Genomic DNA, 15,687 nt, shown 5'->3' with positions numbered 1-15,687 from the left:
AAACCAGGCGTTAACCGGTTAGCAGCGAGCTGGCCAACAGCGCCTTCAACCCCATGGGCTTGGCGAAATAATAGCCCTGGGCCTGCCCGGCGCCGATTTCGCGCAGCAGCGCCAGAGTGGCGCCGTCCTCGACCCCTTCGGCTACCACACTCAGGTCCAGCGATTCAGCCATGCGCACAATTGCCCGCACGATGGCCCGGCTGCGTGGGCTGGTGGTCAGCTCGAAGATGAACGACTTGTCGATCTTCAAGCCGCTGAAGCGGTATTGATGCACATAACTCAGGGATGAAAACCCTGCACCGAAGTCATCGAGCACCACCGACATGCCGTTGTCCGCCAATTGCTGCATGGTCAGCCGGGCCATCGCCGGCTCGGCCACCAGCGCGCCTTCGGTCAATTCCAGGCAGATGCGCGACGGCGCAACCTGGTGCCGCGCCAACAGGGCGAGCACATCGCTGGCGAAGTCCGGTCGCGTCATGCTGTAGCTGGAACAGTTGACGTGCACCGGCGGCCAATTGGCGTGTTCGGGCTCGGCGAGGATCACGGCAATACTGGTGAGCATGTACAGGTCGAGCCGGCCGATCAGGCGCAAACCCTCGACATCGGGTAAAAATTCCCCTGGCGCAACCACCCGGCCGTCGGGGTGTTGCCAGCGAATCAGCGCCTCCAGGGCCAGTAGTTCGCCGCTTTCGACGCTGACAATCGGCTGGAAATACGGCACCAGCTCGTCGCTGCGCTTGAGCGCGTTGCGCAGTGCGCCTTCACGCTCAACCTGGTCCGAGACTTCATGGCGGACTTCCTGGTTGAACACCGCGTAGCTGTCGCGCCCGGCGCTCTTGACCCGGTACATCGCCGCATCGGCATCGCGCAGCAAGTCGGCCGGCTCGTGGTGGAACTGGCTGTCGGCGCTGACAATGCCGATGCTGCAAGACGAAAACACTTCATGGCCATTGATCAGAAACGGCAGGTCAAACGCCACCAGGATCCGTTCGGCGATCTCGATCATCACGTCCAGTGGCGCGCCGGGGGCCAGCACCGAAAACTCATCGCCGCCCAAACGCGCGAGCATATCGCTGCCGCGCAGGCAGCTGCGCAAGCGGTGGGCGGCCTGGATCAGCAGCAGGTCGCCAAAGTGATGGCCGAGGCTGTCATTGACCAGCTTGAAGCGGTCGAGGTCGATAAACATCACGGCCAGGTGCCCGCCCTCACTGCCGAAATGCAACCAGGCCTGGTTGAGGTGTTGTTGCAGGAAGGTGCGATTGGGCAGCCCGGTCAGCGCATCGTGGGAGTTTTCATGTTGCAGCTTGGCATTGGCGTCATCGAGTTCGCGGGTGCGGCTCTGTACCCGGGCTTCCAGCTTGAGGTTGGCGGCGTGGATCGCTTCGGCCGCTGTGCGGCGCGACAGGGCTGTGTCGATGTGCCGCGATACAAACGTCAGCAGTTCCTGGTCGCGCAGGGTATAGCGTACCGCCGAGGTGTAGCTTTGCACCGCCAGCACGCCGCGCACCACGTCGCCATCGAACAACGGAATGCCCAGCCAGGAGTCGGAGCGCACGGACTCATGGGCGCGCTCGATTTCACCTGCGACCGCCAGGCGCTCGGCCTCGGCGGAGTCGATCAGGCACGGCCGGCGCTGGCGGATGACGTACTCGGTCAAGCCGCGCCGCCCACGCCGGGCCTGCGGGCAAGCCTTCAGCCGCTCGTCGACGTAGTAGGGGAATGTCACTTCGTGGCTCGTGTCGTCGAACAAGGCAATGTAGAAGTTTTGCGCGAAGAGCAAATCGCCGACGATGCCGTGCAAGGTTTGAAACAGCTCGGCCATGTCCCCAGGTTGGCTCGACAGCTCGGCAATCTGGAACAGTGCACTCTGCAGGTGTTCGGCGCGTTCGCGGTCGGCCACTTCCTGGCGCAGTGCATCGTTGAGTGCTGAAAGCTCCAGGGTGCGACGTATCACCGTCTCTTCCAGGTCTTCGCGGTGCAGGATGCGGTTCAGCGCCATGGCCACATGGCGAGCCACCACCAGAAACAAGGCGCGGTCCTCGGCGCTGTAGGTACGCGACACGTCGTAGACCTGCATCGCCAGCATGCCGAACACGTCATCCGAGGCGTTCTTCAAGGGGGCGCCCATCCAGAACTCGGGGCAATCACCCACGCAGTGGAAGCGCCCCTCGGCCTGGGCGGCGCGGATCCCGGCGGCATCGATCAGCAACGGTTGGCCAGAGGTCAGCACCTGCCCGGTCAGCGACAGGCGCGCGTGATCCAGGTATTCGTAGTTTTCGGACTCCAGGGCATCGACATCAATAATGTCGACGTAATAGGGGTAGTCGATCTTGCCGCTGCCGGGGTCATACAGCGCGAGGTAGAAATTCTCGGCGTCGATCAGGCTAGCCAGCAGTTGGTGAACCCCGACCAGAAACACCGAGCGGTCGCGAGTTGAGCTGGCCAGGTAGGTGATTTCATACAGCACACGCTGGGTGATCTGCGCGCGGGCCAGGGTGTGGGTCTGTAGCTGAATGCCCAGTTGCAAAGCCAGGTCGGCGAGCGCCGGTTGCGACGCTTGCTCGATGGGGGCGAGTAACCATCCCAGCTCGCTTTCGCCGGTGCCGGTTGGCCAGCGGTGCAGGCGGCGGGCCGCGCAAAAGGCCTCGAACGCCTCATTGGCGATGCTTGTGGGCCATTGCGCCTGTGGGTCGCCTTGCCCGATCAAATGCAGTTGTTCACCCGCGCGGTAAACCACCCACGCGGTGGTATGGGCCCAGTTGCGCGCCGAGCCCAGCAATTGCTCGATGGTGTCCGGGTTTCCCTTGCGCCCAGGCGCAACGACGCCGCAGTCTTTCGCTTGTTGCGGGGAGTCAGTCAATAGATGAACACTCATCAGCACTCTCTGAGCCAAAACCTGGCAATGCCCGCCCCTGATTACTGGCTATATGCCAGCTATCTTTCCGTTTAACGCCTAATAGTGCATTTTTCAATCGTTTTATGCGCCGTGCACTACTGAATCGGCCGCGCGACAAGAAAGTGAAACCCGCGGCGCAACGTTTACGGACTATTTCAACAGCGCACAATTTTTCTCAATTCGCCGCGCAACCGCGGATTTCAGGGCGTTTTTCACGTCAGCCCGGATGTTGGCCCAATACTGGCCTTTCATCTAATTGTCATATTCCAGACATAGAGTGTTCACACGGCCTACCGATACTTGGCCCCGATCCAACTATCCCTATCTGCTAGGAGCAAGGCATGAAACTGAAACGTTTGATGGCGGCAATGACTTTTGTCGCTGCTGGCGTTGCGACCGCCAACGCGGTGGCCGCTGGTGTTGACCCGGCAATTCCTGCTTACGTGAAGACCACTGGTGTGTCGGGCAACTTGTCCAGCGTCGGTTCCGATACCCTGGCCAACCTGATGACCCTGTGGGCTGAGGGTTACAAAAAGGAATACCCGAACGTCAACATCCAGATTCAAGCTGCCGGCTCCGCCACTGCGCCACCTGCGCTGACTGAAGGCACCTCCAACCTGGGCCCGATGAGCCGCAAGATGAAGGACACCGAACTGGCTGCCTTCGAGCAGAAGTACGGCTACAAGCCAACCGCTATCCCGGTTGCCGTGGATGCCCTGGCCGTGTTCGTGCACAAGGACAACCCGATCCAGCACCTGACCATGGAACAGGTCGACGCGATTTTCTCCTCGACTCGCCTGTGCGGTGGCAAAGCCGACGTGAAAACCTGGGGTGACCTGGGTGTGACCGGCGACCTGGCCAACAAGCCAGTTCAACTGTTCGGTCGTAACTCGGTATCCGGCACTTACGGCTACTTCAAAGAAGAAGCCCTGTGCAAAGGCGACTACAAGCCAAACGTGAACGAACAACCAGGCTCGGCTTCGGTCGTGCAGTCGATCAGCTCCTCGCTGAACGGCATCGGTTACTCGGGCATCGGCTACAAGACTGCCAGCGTGAAGACTGTGGCCCTGGCCAAGAAAGGCAGCACTGACTTCATCGAAGACAGCGAAGAAAACGCCCTGAACGGCAAATACCCGCTGTCGCGCTTCCTCTACGTTTACGTCAACAAAGCCCCGAACAAGCCTCTGGCTCCGCTGGAAGCTGAGTTCGTGAAACTGGTGCTGTCCAAGCAGGGCCAGGAAGTTGTAGTAAAAGACGGCTACATCCCACTGCCAGCCAAAGTTGCCGCCAAGGCCCTGGCTGACCTGGGTCTGAAAGAAGGCAACTAAGTTGCCTGCGCGGGGCCGGTAGACCGGTCCCGCATCACTAATTCTTCAATCCGCTGCCAGCCCTGCTTCGCGGCGGTTTTGTTGCGTCACTGCACTGTCATCTTTCTGTCATACAGGATCGCTAGGGTGTGCGCATGAATGATCTGGCCAATTCCACCATGACGACGACTTCTCCCCCCAAGCGCATTGACTTCAATACGCCTGAGCTGCAACGCAAGCGCCGCATCCGCGCACTCAAGGATCGCCTGACCCGTTGGTATGTACTGGTAGGCGGCCTCGCCGTCCTCGGCGCCATCACCCTGATCTTCTTCTTTCTCGCCTATGTCGTCGCGCCGCTGTTCCATGGTGCTTCGCTGACCAAGGAAGACGCGCTGACGCCCGCCTGGCTGCAGGACGCGGGCAAGCCGTTGATGATTTCGATGGAGGAGCAGAACCAGGTCGCCATGCGGGTTTCCGACAAGGGCCAGGCACTGTTTTTTGCCGTCGACACCGGCGCGGAACTCAAGCGTGTCGACCTGCCGCTTCCAGCCGGCACCAGCGTTGCCTCTATCGGTGAAGACCAGCCGGGCAGCCCGCTGGTGATCCTCGGTTTGTCCAATGGTCAGTCCCTGGTGTTCCGCCACACCTATAAGGTGTCATACCCGGACGGCAATAAAACCATTACCCCGGCCATCGAATACCCCTACGGCGAAACCCCGATCGTGCTCGACGACGCCGGTCGCCCACTGGAACACGTGGCCCTCAACGCCACCGATTCGTCCCTGGTGGTGGCAGGCTCGGCGGGTTCGCACTTGAATGTGCTGACCCTGAGCCGCGAAGAAAACATGATGACCGGCGAAGTCACCAGCGAGCAGAAGCGCGTCGACCTGCCGCAGATGACCGAACCGGTGAAGGCGATTTTCATCGACCCGCGCCAGCAGTGGCTGTATGTGATCAACGGTCGCGCCCTCGCTGATGTGTTCAGCCTGCGCGACAAGAGCCTCAACGGTCGATACAAATTGTTGGAAGATGGCAACGCCGAAGTCACCGCCAGCACCCAGCTGGTGGGCGGTATCTCGCTGATCGTGGGTAACTCCAAGGGTGGCCTGGCCCAGTGGTTCATGGCCCGTGACCCGGATGGCGAGCAGCGCTTCAAGCAGATCCGGACCTTCCAGATGGGCACTGCGCCTATCGTAGAAATCACCGCTGAAGAACGCCGCAAAGGCTTCACCGCCCTCGACGCTTCCGGCCAGTTCGGCGTGTTCCACAGCACCGCCCACCGCACCCTGCTGGTAGACCCGGTGGTCGACGGCCAGGGCGTGTTCGGCATGTCGCCACGGGCCAACCGGGTGATCGTCGAAGCCGGCGGCAAGCTGCAACCGCTGCTGCTCGACAACCCGCACCCGGAAGTGTCCTGGAGCGCGCTGTGGAGCAAGGTCTGGTACGAAAACTACGACGAACCTAAATACGTCTGGCAGTCGACCGCCGCCAACACCGACTTCGAACCCAAGATGAGCCTGGCCCCGCTGACCTTCGGTACCTTGAAGGCCGCGTTCTACGCCATGTTGCTGGCCGCACCGCTGGCCGTTGCCGCCGCGATCTACACCGCCTACTTCATGGCGCCGAGCCTGCGCCGCAAGGTCAAGCCGGTGATCGAACTGATGGAAGCGATGCCGACGGTGATCCTCGGCTTCTTCGCCGGCCTGTTCCTGGCGCCGTACGTGGAAGGGCACCTGCCGGGGATTTTCAGCCTGCTGATGCTGTTGCCGATTGGCATCCTGGTGGCCGGGTTTGTCTTCAGCCGCCTGCCTGAGTCCATCCGCCTGCGGGTACCGGATGGCTGGGAGAGCGCGATCCTGATCCCGGTGATCCTGTTTGTGGGCTGGCTCTCGCTGTACATGAGCCCGTACCTGGAAACCTGGTTCTTCGGCGGCGACATGCGCATGTGGATCTCCCACGACCTTGGCATCACCTACGACCAGCGCAACGCTCTGGTGGTCGGCCTGGCCATGGGTTTCGCGGTGATCCCGAACATCTACTCCATCGCCGAAGACGCCGTGTTCAGTGTGCCGCGCGGCCTGACCCTGGGCTCCCTGGCCCTGGGCGCCACGCCGTGGCAGACCATGACCCGTGTGGTGATCCTGACCGCCAGCCCGGGCATCTTCTCGGCCCTGATGATCGGCATGGGCCGCGCCGTCGGCGAAACCATGATCGTGCTGATGGCTACCGGTAACACCCCGGTGATGGAGATGAACCTGTTCGAAGGCCTGCGCACCCTGGCGGCCAACGTCGCGGTGGAAATGCCCGAGTCGGAAGTGGGCGGCAGTCACTACCGCGTGCTGTTCCTCTCGGCGCTGGTGCTGCTGTTGTTCACCTTCATCATGAACACCCTCGCCGAGCTGATCCGTCAGCGTCTGCGCAAGAAATACTCGTCGCTTTAAGAAAGGTAGAAGTCTGTGAAACAGAACTCCCTGAATGGATGGTTCAAGAGCGGCGCCCCAGGCGTCTGGATCAGCGGTGGCGCGGTGTCCATCGCGGTCATCATGACCATTGGTTTGCTGGCCGTGATTGCCGTGCGTGGCCTGGGCCACTTCTGGCCAGCCGACCTGATCCAGGCCAACTACAACGTGCCGGGTCAGGAAAACCATATCGTCATCGGCGAAGTGGTACAGAAAGAAGAAGTACCCCGCGAGCGTCTGAAAAGCGCGGGCCTGCCCGTGCCGGACCAAGGCCCGGAATTCATGACCCGCGAGCTGATCAAGGTCGGCAACCGCGACTTGAACGGCAACGACTTCACCTGGATCGTCGGCGAATGGTTGAAGGACCAGACCACGCCAAAAAACCTGATGGCCATCGAGCGCCGTGAGTGGGGCAACTTCTACGGCACCCTGGTCAACGTCAAGCAGGATGGCAAGGTGATCGCCGAAGGCGAGGCTGCCTGGCCGGAGCTGCAAGCCCGTGTCGACCGCGTGAACAAGCTGGCTGCCCAGCTCAAGAGCCTGGAAAAAACCGACATCGGCGCGATCAACGCCGGGCTTGAGCGTATCCGCCTGCACGGTCGCAAACTGGAGCTGGAAGGCAAGCTCGACGCCGCCGCCCAGGCCGACATGGACGCCGACCGCGCTGAGCTGAATGCCCGTTACCAGGACATCGAAGCGCGCCTGACCGACCTGCACACCCAGTTCAACCGCGATGCCCTGACCGCCCGTGATGGCAACGGCAAGGAAATCGAAATCGGCATTGGCAAAGTGGTACACGCCTACCAGCCGAACGCCATGGGCACGATGACCAAGATCGGCTTCTATTTCAGCAAGGTCTGGGAATTCCTCAGCGATGACCCACGGGAAGCCAACACCGAAGGCGGGATTTTCCCGGCCATCTTCGGCACCGTGATGATGACCCTGATCATGGCGATGATCGTGACCCCGTTCGGCGTGCTGGCGGCGGTGTACCTGCGTGAATACGCCAAGCAGAACGCGCTGACCCGCATTATTCGTATCGCCGTGAACAACCTGGCTGGCGTACCGGCCATCGTCTACGGCGTGTTCGGCCTGGGCTTCTTCGTGTATGTATTGGGTGGCTCGGTTGACCGCCTGTTCTTCGCCGAAGCGTTGCCGGCGCCGACCTTCGGTACACCGGGGCTGTTGTGGGCGTCGCTGACCCTGGCGCTGCTGGCCGTGCCGGTGGTGATCGTGGCCACCGAAGAAGGCCTGGCGCGGATTCCTCGCACCGTGCGTGAAGGCTCCCTGGCGCTGGGCGCAACCAAGGCGGAAACGCTGTGGAAGATCGTGTTGCCGATGGCCAGCCCGGCGATGATGACCGGCATGATCCTCGCCGTGGCGCGTGCCGCCGGTGAAGTGGCGCCGCTGATGCTGGTAGGTGTCGTGAAGCTGGCGCCATCGCTGCCGCTGGACGGTAACTACCCGTACCTGCACTTGGACCAGAAGATCATGCACCTGGGCTTCCATATCTATGACGTCGGCTTCCAGAGCCCCAACGTCGAAGCCGCACGGCCATTGGTGTACGCCACCGCCTTGCTGCTGGTGCTGGTGATCGCCACGCTGAACTTGTCGGCGGTGTGGATTCGTAACCACCTGCGCGAAAAATACAAGGCGCTGGACAGCTAATTGAAGTGAACGCGGACTTATTTGTGGGAGGGGGCTTGCCCCCGATTGCGGCGGCTCAGAAACAGATGTGCTGACTGACACACCGCCATCGGGGGCCAGCCCCCTCCCACACAACAGCACAGGGAGCATCCCATGCAACATGAAACCCAATCCCACGGCATCAACATGTCTGCCCTGGGTCGCAACAAGCAGAGCCTGAGCCTGGCCGAAGAAACCGTGGCCATCGAAGTACCGGGCCTGAGCCTGTACTACGGTGAAAAGCAGGCGCTGTTCGACGTCAGCATGAACATTCCCAAGCAGCGCGTAACGGCCTTTATCGGCCCGTCGGGCTGCGGCAAGTCCACGCTGCTGCGTACCTTCAACCGCATGAACGACCTGGTGGACGGCTGCCGCGTCGACGGCGCCATCAACCTCTACGGCACCAACATCTATCGCAAGGGCGAAGACGTGGCCGAGCTGCGTCGCCGTGTGGGCATGGTGTTCCAGAAGCCTAACCCGTTCCCCAAGACCATCTACGAAAACGTGGTCTACGGCCTGCGCATCCAGGGCATCAACAAGAAGCGCATCCTCGACGAAGCCGTGGAGTGGGCCCTCAAGGGCGCGGCGCTGTGGGATGAGGTCAAGGACCGCCTGCATGATTCGGCACTCGGCTTGTCCGGCGGTCAGCAGCAGCGCCTGGTGATCGCGCGTACCATCGCGGTGGAGCCGGAAGTGCTGCTGCTCGATGAGCCCTGCTCGGCACTCGACCCGATCTCGACGCTCAAGGTCGAAGAGCTGATCTACGAGCTCAAGTCCAAGTTCACCATCGTCATCGTGACCCACAACATGCAGCAAGCGGCGCGGGTTTCCGACTACACCGCGTTCATGTACATGGGCAAGCTGGTGGAATTCGGCGATACCGATACCCTGTTCACTAATCCGGCGAAGAAGCAGACCGAAGACTACATCACCGGTCGCTACGGCTAGGAAGCTGTGGTTCTGATTGCACTGACGCTGCGGTTCTCCGCACCTTACCGGACGCTCCAAGGACGCCAACATGATTAGCAAAGAAGGCCTTACCCACCACATCTCCGCGCAGTTCAACGCCGAGCTTGAGGAAGTGCGCAGCCACCTCCTGGCGATGGGCGGGCTGGTGGAGAAGCAAGTCAACGACGCCGTGACTGCGCTGATCGAGGCCGACTCGGGCCTGGCCCAGCAAGTGCGTGAGATCGATGACCAGATCAATCAGATGGAACGCAATATCGACGAAGAATGCCTGCGCATTCTCGCCCGTCGCCAGCCGGCGGCCTCCGACCTGCGTTTGATCATCAGCATTTCCAAGTCGGTGATCGACCTCGAGCGCATCGGCGACGAAGCCACCAAGATCGCCCGCCGCGCCATCCAGCTGTGCGAAGAAGGCGAAGCGCCGCGCGGTTACGTGGAAGTGCGCCACATCGGCGACCAGGTGCGCAACATGGTGCGCGATGCCCTCGATGCCTTTGCCCGCTTCGATGCCGAACTGGCCCTGTCGGTGGCGCAGTACGACAAGGTTATCGACCGCGAATACAAGACTGCCCTGCGTGAGCTGGCCACCTACATGATGGAAGACCCGCGCTCTATCTCGCGGGTCTTGAGCATTATCTGGGTGCTGCGTTCCCTGGAGCGCATCGGCGACCACGCGCGCAATATCTCGGAACTGGTGATCTACCTGGTTCGCGGTACCGACGTGCGGCACATGGGCCTCAAGCGCATGAAAGCCGAAGTTGAAGGCTCCGCCGACCAAATCCCTAATGTTCCAGGCAAACCTGACGATAAGTAAGATTGCCCGAGAAATTAACGCCCGGCCTCAGGCCGGGCGTTTTTGTTTGTGGCTGCTGAATTTTTTTGCGTATCGGGTGCAATAAAGTCCGAACGTGACTGCAGAGTTTTGGCAAAATGCCATCAGTCAGGCGTACTGCGTGCCAAGGTTTTTATAGGATGAAGGGTCGATGAGTAAAGTCAGTGTATTGGTGGTGGATGACGCCTCGTTTATCCGCGACCTGGTGAAGAAGTGCCTGCGCAACTACTTCCCCGGGATCAAGCTTGAAGATGCGGTGAACGGTAAAAAGGCCCAGGCCATCCTGATGCGCGAGACCTTCGACCTGGTGCTGTGCGACTGGGAAATGCCGGAGATGTCCGGCCTGGAGCTGCTGACCTGGTGCCGTGAGCAACCGCACCTCAAGGCCATGCCGTTCGTGATGGTGACCAGCCGTGGCGACAAGGAAAACGTAGTCCAGGCCATCCAGGCCGGGGTTTCCGGCTACGTGAGCAAGCCGTTCACCAACGAGCAGTTGCTGAACAAGGTCAAGCAGGCCCTGCACAAGATCGGCCGCCTCGACGCCCTGGTGGCCAGCGCGCCGACCAAGATGAACTCGGCCTTCGGCAACGACTCCCTCAGCGCCCTGACCGGCGGCAAGCCTGAAGCCGTGCGTGCCGCCCCGGTGGCGGCGGCTGCAGCGCCTGCGCCGAGCAAAGGCCTGCTCAACAGCCCAGCGGTACAAGCCCCGTCCGCCGCGCCGGCTGGCGGTCGTGGCCAGGGCCAGCTGCGCCTGTCCAGCGGCACCCAGCAATGCGTGATCAAGGCGCTGAGCATCAAGGAGGCGCTGTTGGTGGTGCGTCGCGGCGAGGTCCTGCCTCAGGTACTGGAAAGCGCCGTGCTCGACCTTGAGCAAGGCGACAACGCCGAAGTTGCGCGCCTCAACGGCTACCTGCACGCCGTCGTCGCCTTCGAGCCCAAGCCGGACAGCGACTGGCTGCAACTGACCTTCCGGTTCATCGACCAGGATGCGCAGAAGCTGGACTACATCTCCCGCCTGATCGCACGCGGCACGGCACAGAAGCATTTTGTGCCGGGTGCGTGATCGGCTGACTATCGGGAATCGACCGACAGTCTGATTCCCGATGCTCTGCTTGATTTATATCTGTTTCGATATAGTCTCTCGATAACGCTTCAGCGTTATCGAGCCCTTGCTATGCCTTGAAACAAAGCTGCGCCGTGCCTGGCTGAATCGTCGATTACGCTTTTTCTTTCCAGGAAAGGAGAAGCCAATGCCAAGGCACAAGGATGTGGTGTTTCTAGGAAGCTCGCTCAAGGATCTCAAGACGTTCCCACTCGATGCCCGCAGGGCCGCCGGTTTTCAGTTGGATCTGTTGCAACAGGGCGAACAGCCTTTTGATTGCAAGCCGATGAAAACCATTGGCAGGGGCGTTAGTGAGATTCGCATCGCTGAGGAGTCGGGAGCGTTTCGAGTGTTCTATGTGGTCAATCGGCCTGAGGCTGTTTACGTGCTGCACGCGCTGCGCAAAACCACACAGAAAACCGAAGGGCGGGATATCGAACTGGCTCGCGCCAGATTGCAGGAGTTAGGGTAAGCCCATGACCAATCAAAAAGTTTACGGTGAACGTTTCAGCAGTGTCTGGGATGCGCTGGAAGATACACCCCCACAAGCCGCCAATATGCGCCTGCGCTCCAAGTTGCTCCTGGAACTGTGCCAAACCATCCGCAGCTGGGAGCTGTCTCAAAAAGCGGCGGCACAACGACTCGGCATCAGCCAGCCGCGTCTTAACGACGTCCTCACTGGCAAGATCGACAAGCTCTCGCTGGATGCCTTGGTCAATTTGTCGGCCGCTGCACAGATGAACGTGGATATTTGTTTCAACGGGCTGCCAGCGTAGGGCTGTCATGATCCCTGGCTATCCTTCCGTTCAGTCATCCCGGCAGGTTCGCGTCATGCTTTTACGCCTATTGCTGTGCTGCATGTTGGCCACGATCGCCCCCTCGGCCCTGGCCATGACCCTCTATAAATCCACCGATGCCAACGGCGTGGTGTTTTTCAGCGACCGGCAAACCCCCGGTGCCCAGGCGTTCGTGATCCAGGAGCGCAGGGTCGAGCCGGTACGACCACCGCTGCTCCAAAGGCCGCCCGCTAGTTATCCACGGCAAGCCTACCGCTACCCGCTGCCCTGGCGCGGCGGGCCGTTCCGCCTGAGCCAAGGGCCCAACGGCAGCTTCAGCCACACCGATGCCAAGAGCCGCTACGCCATGGATATCGCCATGCCCGAAGGCACGCCGATCATTGCGGCGCGTAGCGGGGTGGTGGTCAAGACCGAGAATGAACAGATTGGGCGTGGCAATGATGCGTCGGGAAATTTCGTGCGGGTGCAGCACGATGACGGAACCCAAGGTGTGTACCTGCACCTCAAGCAAGGCTCGGTCAACGTGAGGGTCGGGCAGCGTGTGGCGGTGGGGAGCCCGCTGGGTCTGTCGGGCAATACCGGCAACAGCAGCGGGCCGCATCTGCACTTTGTGGTGCAGCAGAGTACCGCGGCCGGGCTGGTATCGATTCCGTATGAATTCAACCAGCCCGTGGGGGTATTGCCCAACTTTGCGTTGGGCAATTGAGGGTCAATCCAGCAACAAGACCTTGGCCAACACGATCTTTGGCCCTTTCATCTTCTTGATGATGATCCGCAGGCCTTCGACTTCCAGCACTTCTTCCTCTTCCGGCACGCGCTTGAGGGTGTCGTAGATCAAGCCAGCCAGGGTTTCCGCTTCGATGTGGTCCAGGTCGACGCCCAGCAGGCGTTCCACCTTGAACAGCGGCGTGTCACCACGCACCAGCAGCTTGCCCGGCTGATAGGCGAGGATGCCGCGCTCGGCCTTGCGGTGTTCGTCCTGGATGTCGCCCACCAGCACTTCGAGCACGTCTTCCATGGTCAGGTAGCCGATGATCTTGCCGTCGGCTTCTTCCACCAGGGCGAAATGCGCGCCACCTTTGCGGAACTGCTCCAGCAGCTGCGATAGCGGCATATGCCGCGACACGCGCTCCAGCGGGCGGGTCAGTTCGGCCAGGTTGAACGACTCGGGGATGTGGTCCAGGGCCGCCAGTTCCAGCAGCAGGTCCTTGATGTGCAACAGGCCCACGAATTCATTGCGCACCGCGTCGTACACCGGGTAACGGCTGAACTTATGGCGGCGGAACAGCGCGAGGATTTCCTTGAGCGGGGCGTTGAAGTCGAGGGTTACCAGGTCTTCCCGGGAGTTGGCCCAGTCGACCACTTCCAACTCGCCCATCTCCACGGCCGAGGCCAGCACGCGCATGCCTTGGTCGCTCGGGTCCTGGCCACGGCTGGAGTGCAGGATCAGCTTGAGTTCTTCACGGCTGTAATGGTGCTCGTGGTGCGGGCCAGGCTCGCCTTGGCCGGCGATACGCAGGATCGCGTTGGCGCTGGCGTTGAGCAGGTAGATCGCCGGGTACATGGCCCAGTAGAACAGGTACAGCGGCACCGCCGTCCACAGCGACAGCAGCTCGGGTTTGCGGATCGCCCAGGATTTGGGCGCCAGCTCACCGACCACGATGTGCAGGTACGAGATCACGAAGAAGGCGGCGAAGAACGACACGCCCTTGATCACTTCCGGCGACTCGACGCCCACGGCGGCCAGCAGCGGCTCGAGGATGTGTGCAAACGCCGGCTCACCGACCCAGCCCAGGCCCAGGGAGGCGAGGGTGATACCCAGCTGGCAGGCCGACAGGTAGGCGTCGAGCTGGCTGTGCACGGTGCGCAGGATCTGCCCGCGCCAGCCGTTGGTATGGGCGATGGCCTCGACCCGGGTGGAGCGTAGTTTGACCATGGCGAATTCCGCAGCAACGAAGAAACCGTTGAGCAGTACCAGGATCAGTGCAAAAAGAATCATGCCGAAGTCGGCAAAGAGTGTGGCGAGGGTGATACCAGGGGAAGGGTCCATGATGGGGTTTTGCAGGTTCCGTGTGTTCAATAAGGGGTGGCAGGTGGGCCTGAAAAGCAGGCGCAAGTCGGCCAATGTAGCGGCTGACGGGGCGCTTGCCTAGTGCTTGCTGCCGGGTGGGGCAAGGAATGTATTCTTGGAAACGATGCAAATCCAATGTGGGAGGGGGCTTGCTCCCGAATGCGGTGGGTCAGTCAACACATTCATAGCTGACCCACCGCTTTCGCGAGCAAGCCCGCTCCCACATTTGGTTTGGTGGGGTGTTCGGTTTATTCGTCCGTACCGATTGCCCGCGAACGGCTCACCTGCGCCGGCGGGAAATGGCAGGTAAAGGTGCTGCCATGGCCCAGCACGCTGCTGATTTCCAGGCGGGCGCGGTGGCGCAACAGCACATGCTTGACGATGGCCAGGCCCAGCCCGGTGCCGCCGGTGTTGGAGTTACGGCTGGAGTCGACGCGGTAGAAGCGTTCGGTCAGACGTGGTAGGTGCTTGGCGTCGATGCCGATGCCGGAGTCCTGCACGCTCAGGTGCGCGCCTTGCTCGTCGGCCCACCAACGGATGCGAATATTGCCCTTGTCCTGGGTGTATTTCACGGCATTGAACACCAGGTTGGAAAACGCGCTGCGCAATTCGCCTTCGCTGCCTTTGAGCAGCACCGACGGGTCGGCTTCCAGGGTGATCTGCTGCCCGCGTTGGCCGGAAAGGGCCTGGGCGTCATTCTTGATGGTCTGCAACAGGCTCTGTACGGCCACCGGGTGGTTGTCCGATGGGTAGTCGGTGGCCTCCAGCTTGGCCAGCAACAGCAAGTCGTTGAGCAGGGTTTGCATGCGCGAGCCCTGCTGCTGCATCTGCTGCAGGGCACGGCTCCAGCGCGGGTTGATCTCGTCAACGTTGTCCAGCAGGGTTTCCAGGTAACCGCAGATCACCGTCAAGGGCGTGCGCAGTTCGTGGGAGACGTTGGCGACGAAGTCTTTGCGCATCTGCTCGAGCTGGTGGATGCGGGTGACGTCGCGCACCAGCATCAGGTGTTCGTTGTTACCGTAGCGCGTCAGGTACAGCTGGATGCGCACGCGGTCATTGGTGGGCGAAGGGATTTCCAGGGCTTCTTCGTAGTTGTCCTGCTCGAAGTACTCCTTGAAGCGCGGGTGGCGCACCAGGTTGGTCACCGGCTGGCCGCTGTCCTGGGGCGTCTTGAGGCCCAGCAGGGTCTCGGCTGCGCGGTTCCACCATTCCAGGTTGCCGTCGCTGTCGAGCATGATCACCGCATCCTTGAGCGCGGCGGTGGACTCCTGCACCCGGTCGATCACCGCTTGCAGGCGCCCGCGCACCCGTTGGTCGCGGCGTTGCAGGTGGTAGATGCTGTCGAACACCTCGCCCCACAGGCCGTAGCCATCGGGTGGCGCTTCGTCGGGTTTATGCTGGCGCAGCCATTCATGCAGGCGCAGCAGTTGCTTGAGGGTCCAACCCAGGTACAGGGCGATGCCGATGGCCAGGCTCCAGCCGTAATACCCGCTGACCAGCCCGACCAACAGGCAGCCGGTGATCAGCAAAAGCATGTGGCGGATCAGGGTGCCATGCCAGTTCTGGTTCAC

12 protein-coding genes are annotated in these 15,687 nt (G+C 61.4%); 9 read left to right on the top strand and 3 right to left on the bottom strand.

The window, feature by feature from the left end; genetic code table 11:
• Positions 1-10: 10 nt before the first annotated feature.
• Positions 11-2,875 (bottom strand): EAL domain-containing protein, encoded by a 2,865-nt coding sequence (locus CXQ82_RS30680; RefSeq protein ID WP_101273635.1) that lies wholly within the window; start codon positions 2,873-2,875, stop codon positions 11-13.
• Positions 2,876-3,237: 362 nt separating this feature from the next.
• Here CXQ82_RS30680 and CXQ82_RS30675 point away from each other — a divergent pair, with 362 nt between their 5' ends.
• From CXQ82_RS30675 to CXQ82_RS30635, 9 genes are all read left to right on the top strand, one after another.
• A complete protein-coding gene (locus CXQ82_RS30675; protein ID WP_016978637.1) occupies positions 3,238-4,224 on the top strand; it encodes a phosphate ABC transporter substrate-binding protein PstS in 987 nt (328 codons plus the stop codon).
• A 386-nt stretch (positions 4,225-4,610) separates the two neighbouring features.
• On the top strand, positions 4,611-6,644 hold the full coding sequence (locus tag CXQ82_RS30670; protein WP_177409972.1) for an ABC transporter permease subunit: 2,034 nt from the start codon (positions 4,611-4,613) through the stop codon (positions 6,642-6,644).
• Between the two features lie 15 nt (positions 6,645-6,659).
• Complete coding sequence (gene pstA, locus CXQ82_RS30665) at positions 6,660-8,330, top strand: phosphate ABC transporter permease PstA (protein WP_101273633.1); 1,671 nt, start codon at positions 6,660-6,662, stop codon at positions 8,328-8,330.
• Between the two features lie 132 nt (positions 8,331-8,462).
• Positions 8,463-9,296, top strand: coding sequence for a phosphate ABC transporter ATP-binding protein PstB (pstB, locus tag CXQ82_RS30660; protein ID WP_101273632.1), 834 nt, complete (start codon positions 8,463-8,465; stop codon positions 9,294-9,296).
• A 70-nt stretch (positions 9,297-9,366) separates the two neighbouring features.
• Positions 9,367-10,128 (top strand): phosphate signaling complex protein PhoU, encoded by a 762-nt coding sequence (phoU, locus tag CXQ82_RS30655; protein WP_101273631.1) that lies wholly within the window; start codon positions 9,367-9,369, stop codon positions 10,126-10,128.
• A 169-nt stretch (positions 10,129-10,297) separates the two neighbouring features.
• Entirely contained in the window at positions 10,298-11,209 is a 912-nt protein-coding gene (locus CXQ82_RS30650) for a response regulator (RefSeq protein WP_101273630.1), read from the top strand.
• Between the two features lie 187 nt (positions 11,210-11,396).
• Positions 11,397-11,720, top strand: a complete 324-nt coding sequence (locus tag CXQ82_RS30645) for a type II toxin-antitoxin system RelE/ParE family toxin (protein ID WP_101273629.1) — start codon at positions 11,397-11,399, stop codon at positions 11,718-11,720.
• 4 nt (positions 11,721-11,724) lie between these two features.
• Positions 11,725-12,024, top strand: a complete 300-nt coding sequence (locus CXQ82_RS30640) for a helix-turn-helix domain-containing protein (protein ID WP_101273628.1) — start codon at positions 11,725-11,727, stop codon at positions 12,022-12,024.
• A 55-nt stretch (positions 12,025-12,079) separates the two neighbouring features.
• On the top strand, positions 12,080-12,751 hold the full coding sequence (locus CXQ82_RS30635) for a M23 family metallopeptidase (protein WP_101273627.1): 672 nt from the start codon (positions 12,080-12,082) through the stop codon (positions 12,749-12,751).
• Between the two features lie 3 nt (positions 12,752-12,754).
• Here CXQ82_RS30635 and CXQ82_RS30630 read toward each other — a convergent pair whose 3' ends face one another.
• Positions 12,755-14,095, bottom strand: a complete 1,341-nt coding sequence (locus CXQ82_RS30630) for a hemolysin family protein (RefSeq protein WP_101273626.1) — start codon at positions 14,093-14,095, stop codon at positions 12,755-12,757.
• A gap of 269 nt (positions 14,096-14,364) precedes the next feature.
• Positions 14,365-15,687 carry a phosphate regulon sensor histidine kinase PhoR gene (phoR, locus tag CXQ82_RS30625; protein ID WP_101273625.1) on the bottom strand — a complete coding sequence of 441 codons (1,323 nt, stop codon included), beginning with the start codon at positions 15,685-15,687 and terminating at the stop codon, positions 14,365-14,367.

Origin of the sequence: Pseudomonas sp. S09G 359, assembly GCF_002843605.1 — a bacterium.
Lineage (GTDB): Bacteria > Pseudomonadota > Gammaproteobacteria > Pseudomonadales > Pseudomonadaceae > Aquipseudomonas.
Note: the sequence above shows the minus strand (reverse complement) of the source record. Positions and strands in the feature narration are given on the sequence as shown.

Bases quoted from the DNA above. Each gene is read 5' to 3' on its own strand.
- CXQ82_RS30680 (WP_101273635.1), bottom strand. From the start codon at position 2,875: ATGAGTGTTCATCTATTGACTGACTCCCCGCAACAAGCGAAAGACTGC.
- CXQ82_RS30675 (WP_016978637.1), top strand. From the start codon at position 3,238: ATGAAACTGAAACGTTTGATGGCGGCAATGACTTTTGTCGCTGCTGGC.
- pstB (WP_101273632.1), top strand. From the start codon at position 8,463: ATGCAACATGAAACCCAATCCCACGGCATCAACATGTCTGCCCTGGGT.
- phoU (WP_101273631.1), top strand. From the start codon at position 9,367: ATGATTAGCAAAGAAGGCCTTACCCACCACATCTCCGCGCAGTTCAAC.
- CXQ82_RS30650 (WP_101273630.1), top strand. From the start codon at position 10,298: ATGAGTAAAGTCAGTGTATTGGTGGTGGATGACGCCTCGTTTATCCGC.
- CXQ82_RS30645 (WP_101273629.1), top strand. From the start codon at position 11,397: ATGCCAAGGCACAAGGATGTGGTGTTTCTAGGAAGCTCGCTCAAGGAT.
- CXQ82_RS30640 (WP_101273628.1), top strand. From the start codon at position 11,725: ATGACCAATCAAAAAGTTTACGGTGAACGTTTCAGCAGTGTCTGGGAT.
- CXQ82_RS30635 (WP_101273627.1), top strand. From the start codon at position 12,080: ATGCTTTTACGCCTATTGCTGTGCTGCATGTTGGCCACGATCGCCCCC.
- CXQ82_RS30630 (WP_101273626.1), bottom strand. From the start codon at position 14,095: ATGGACCCTTCCCCTGGTATCACCCTCGCCACACTCTTTGCCGACTTC.